The sequence below is a fragment of the Streptococcus sp. HMSC072C09 genome (assembly GCF_001813105.1).
Classification (GTDB): domain Bacteria; phylum Bacillota; class Bacilli; order Lactobacillales; family Streptococcaceae; genus Streptococcus.
Genome location: NZ_KV811489.1, coordinates 95,302 through 99,968, shown reverse-complemented (window position 1 = coordinate 99,968; position 4,667 = coordinate 95,302). Strand labels below are relative to the sequence as shown.

Sequence of the window (4,667 nt, the reverse complement as noted above, 5' to 3'; positions counted from 1 at the left end):
CTACTACGACTCAAGAGCCTACAACTACAACTACAACCACTACGACTCAAGAGCCTAAGACTACTGTAACTACTACGCCTGAGACTCCTGATACAACTGTTTCAACAGAAGAGCCTAAGACTACTGTAACTACTACGCCTGAGACTCCTCCAACTACAACACCAGAAGAGCCAGAAAATCACAATAGTAGTGAGGAAAGTACAACAACAACAACTACTACTGCAGAGCCTAAGACTTCTTCATCTACTTCAGAAAATCCAAATAAACCTGATCATTCTGGTACCACAACGACACCAAGTGCGCCAGGTTCAAATGGTGGAAACAATGGTGGACGTCGCAAACCGCTTCTTCCAAATACAGGTGAAGTTGTTGCATCTGGACTTGTCTTCTCAGGAATTCTTGTCTTAGCAGGTGCTGTTGGAATCAAACGGAAATTGACTGATAACTAATCGTATCATTAGGAACAGTCCTTACTTCTATCAACCCCCTAACGAAGAAACTTCTACTCTCATTCATAGAAGTTGAAACAAATAGAGAGAACCGAAAGGTTCTCTTTTTTAATCTGTTCTTCCTATGAATTAAATAGACTTCAGAGCTAATTTCCTTGTAAAATCTCAATCAAATATAAAGGAGCCAGACGTTAAGTCGGCTCCCTATAAAATACTGAATAATTAGATTGACCAACGTTCTAATCGGATACGTAGGATCTTTCTTTAGTTTTGGCCTTCTACTCTCTCTTTTTGATCTTCATAAAAAACAACTTTCCCATCTTTGACCTTGAATGAGTAACTAATGGAATCGGCGTAACTGCCTTTGGAATAGTAGAAATCATAGGCACCATCCGGTAGTTTGCTAGCGTCTAATCTTTTTGCAGCTGCTTTTAAGTCTTTTTCCTTAACGGATACACCATCCTTTATATAAATGGTCATAGTGATTAATTCTTGATCGATTAAGGTTTGAAAAGGGATTTGATAGTAACCGGCAAAGTCCTTTTTCCCTTCTTCGAGATTTTGACTTGCGATACTATCTAGAATTTGTTCCTTGTCATCACGGTGAGAGTTCGATAAAAAACCAAAGAAACTAATAGGAAGACCCAGAGATTGCTTCTTTAATTGTCCCTCAATTTCCTTTTCCTTCTTTTGGACAGATTGCTGCTTCAAGTACGCTTCCTTATACTCTGGAAGATGGTCACTAGTTGTGTCTGTCCAATCATTATGAAACACCGTATCCGTTTCTAATGTCACTGTTTGTCCATCATAGGTTTTCTCAGAGTAGGTATAAGACATATGATAGGTTGGAATTTCCAATGCTCGCCACTCTAACTTGGTGATGGTCACATCCCCATGCAAACCAACCTTAGCAAGCTCACTGCTGACTACTTCCTTCGCCTTTTTATAATCACTCGGTTTCATAATCTTGCAACTGGAAAGAAGAAAGAAACAAAGAATCAGTGGTATTCCTGCTAATAGTTTGAAATAGTTGGGCTTCATAGCCTGACCTCCTTGCTAAATTCGACCTAATCGATTAATTTTTTACATCATATGGGAACATTTTTTTAATATCTTCTTTCATCTTTTTATTAGGAATTTTCTCTAAATCCATATATTTGAAGAATTCTTCATCATTTTGAACGACATGAACCTTCCCATCTTTAGTATACTCAGCTGGTATGGTCAGATTACCGAAGGACTGACCAAAATCTCTAGAGACCACGTAGTTCTGTACTTCATATAAGCGTCTCAGCAATGAGAACTCTGTAGTATCCTGACTTTGATTTAATTCCTTTTTAAAATATTGGAAAAATTCTTTTTTATTATTCGCAAGATGCTCTTGCCCATCTTTTGAAAATTCTGCTGGTATCTTATGATACCGTAGGACATCATACCATCCACCTGAACGCTGCTCTGGAACTTTATAAAGCAGTTCCAAAAATGAAATATCAAAGTTGAGATCTTCTGGTCCGAGAAAGTATAGGTAGGCATTCTCCCCTTTTGTATATTCTTCACCCCATTTTACAGTAGTTGGATTATTCCCTTTGCTTAAAATCGAATATACTTTCGGATAGAGTGTTTTCAATGGGATGTCCTTAGCCTCATCACTACGATCTGTAAATAACAAACGTGAATGTTGGAGCTGCAATCGTCCTCCTTCAAAATTGTATTCAAATGGATGCGACTCTTTATAACTTTCTAGACTTTCTTTTTGAACTTGTTTATAATCTTTGCCTGATGAGGTTTTCCAAGCGATCTTTCCACTTTTAACATTCATTAACCCTATACGAGATTGATACTCTGTTTGTACATAGATATTTCCAGGTTCTACAATATATTTGTCTTTCTTATCGACAAGAATATCAATCGGAATGTATGTTTCTCCATCATCTGTATCCAACAACATAGAAGAAACTTTAACAGATAAGGGGATATAATTCTTATCCATATCTCGTACTATCTTAAAAACATCATATGTTTTCTTCACTAAGCGCTTGTCCTTGGTATCATAGACATCAATGAGCCAGTACTCTCCCTTTTGTGCTTTATTTGTAGTTAGGTAAGGAACTTGATTACCACGAATATAATATTGAAAATAGAGACGTGGGTCAGATTTTAATTTGTAACTTTCTTGTGCAATGTACCGTTCACTATTTCCACCATTTATAAACCATTCTACTTTAACTTTTGAATTATACGAATATGCTTCCAGCGCCTCATCCACTTCCTCTTTATTATCCCATTGAATGGCTACTGCTTTCCCACCTGCAATAAATTGGGAGTCAACTATGTTTGGACGAGGTTTCCAAGTTACAAATTGTGATATATCACTCTTATGAATTTCATATTGGATAAACCATCCACCTGCTAGAGTAACAAGTAATACAAATATCCAAAACTTAATTGATTTAAAAACCTTCTTCATACTCTCTTTTCTACTTCCTGTCCGCATTTTTCCCCTTATTTGTTCGTCAGTTTTCTTTAAAAGTCTTCCGACTTTTCCAACCACATATGAATAAATTTCTTTAATAATTTATTGACAACTGAAGCTTCTTATAATTTCTTAAACTCACTAGCTTTTACAATAAGCTGATTAAAGATTTGGATTTTTCTCTATTTTTGAACGACCCATTTGGCATCACCATAAACGATCGTAAATGGTCCATCCCCATCTGTTAAATAATTAATCTTATATTTAGCGGACTCTCCTGCCTCAAGGACTGTTGGCTGTTTGTAATTTAAAGTATTATTCAGCATATAGGCAGATTTTGCATGGCCATCATAGAGATCTACATTTGAATAATTCGGGCTACTTTCAATACGGAGAGGTGTTGTATTCGATAGGGTGAATTCGACGATCAATCGATGTTGTTTTTTCCTTGTATCGATACGGTCTTGATCATCCTGAACATCCAAATTTGGATCATCTGTTACACTATTCAGTGTAACTTCTAAGCCATTTGCAAATACAACTGGCTCTCCAATTGCATATTTTTTGACCGGATTTTGTGGATTAAAATCTTTTAGCTTTTCACTTCCCTTTTCTTCATCAGTAACGTTATCAGTATTGATGGACCAGAAGATACTATCATCATTTCCACCACCAGATTGATTAGCTTTCTGCATTTGTTGAGGAATTTGTAACAAGAGTGCCAAATTTTTAGTATCAATTTGGACTTGACCTTGGTTAGTCACCTCCATTTCGATCGTTATTTCCGTACTACCAATCATATTACCGGTTGAAAAACTCGCATTAAAATTTTCCTTTACTAAATGTTGTAAGATGGTAGAAAGCATTATATAAGAAAGATGGTCTCCTCTGTTGTCTTTTTCAGCATAGTTTTCGTGTAGTTCATCTAACCAAGCATACATGGTCTCATTTGGATTCTTGGGATCAGCACTCAATCTGTACCCTTTTCCTCTTGGTAATTGATTTGGGCTATAGGCTGGTGTTTGAATTTTAAGGATTACCTTATTCCCCTTAACTGCATATCCCTTTAATTCGTAACTCTTTTCAGTGGGGAGAGCATTGGTCATTAATTTTAAATACATGGGACCATAGATTTTGAGGGGATATTTTTCTCCCAGATACTCAAAATAAGTATTTGAATCAAAAGAACTATTACTTTTTTCTATTTTAGGAATAATATAGTCATTCCAGATCCTGTTATACATTTCTTCCTGACTCATTACTCCACTAGCCTTGACAACTGTGTCCATTTCATCTTGGTCAATATAAATCGCTTCAACGACCTGCAAAGCTTTTTGAACTCTTCCTTCCTCAGATAGAGAGACTTCATTCGGTTGCTGTCCATATATTGAAATACCATCGCTATCATCTGACCTCATATATTGTGGAAGTTTTTCAAACGTTATGTATCTGATACTGTTCTTTGCATCCCAATCAAATGTTGCTGCAGGTCCTGTCTTGTCAAAATGAATGTTTTTTCGATCGATTTTCTTCTGTACTTCTTTATTCGAAGAACCTTGTTTTTCTACAGTTCCTTGTTTGCAGGCACTCAAACATACTGGTATAAGTACCGAACATAAGACAAGGCCCCATTTTATTTTCTTCTTCATTTCATCTCCTCCTAATCTCTTCCTCATTTTACCATCAATCCCCCCTTTTGTCAGTCAAATAGATAGAGGCTGGGACAAAAGTCCTAGCCTCTCAAT

Annotated in this window: 4 protein-coding genes; 1 reads left to right on the top strand and 3 read right to left on the bottom strand. The window is 36.5% G+C overall.

Going from position 1 to position 4,667, the window contains the following annotated elements; all coding sequences use genetic code 11:
* Nucleotides 1–449 (top strand): LPXTG cell wall anchor domain-containing protein (locus tag HMPREF2893_RS03730; protein ID WP_148131912.1); only part of this gene is annotated, 449 nt, incomplete at its 5' end.
* A 264-nt stretch (nucleotides 450–713) separates the two neighbouring features.
* On the opposite strand, the gene HMPREF2893_RS11195 is transcribed toward HMPREF2893_RS03730, so the two are convergent.
* The 3 genes from HMPREF2893_RS11195 to HMPREF2893_RS03715 all read right to left on the bottom strand — a co-directional run bounded on the left by HMPREF2893_RS11195 (nucleotide 714) and on the right by HMPREF2893_RS03715 (nucleotide 4,571).
* On the bottom strand, nucleotides 714–1,490 hold the full coding sequence (locus tag HMPREF2893_RS11195; protein WP_261674175.1) for a hypothetical protein: 777 nt from the start codon (nucleotides 1,488–1,490) through the stop codon (nucleotides 714–716).
* 34 nt (nucleotides 1,491–1,524) lie between these two features.
* A complete protein-coding gene (locus HMPREF2893_RS03720; RefSeq protein ID WP_222566295.1) occupies nucleotides 1,525–2,916 on the bottom strand; it encodes a hypothetical protein in 1,392 nt (463 codons plus the stop codon).
* 188 nt (nucleotides 2,917–3,104) lie between these two features.
* Nucleotides 3,105–4,571, bottom strand: coding sequence for a hypothetical protein (locus HMPREF2893_RS03715; protein ID WP_261674174.1), 1,467 nt, complete (start codon nucleotides 4,569–4,571; stop codon nucleotides 3,105–3,107).
* Nucleotides 4,572–4,667: the final 96 nt, after the last annotated feature.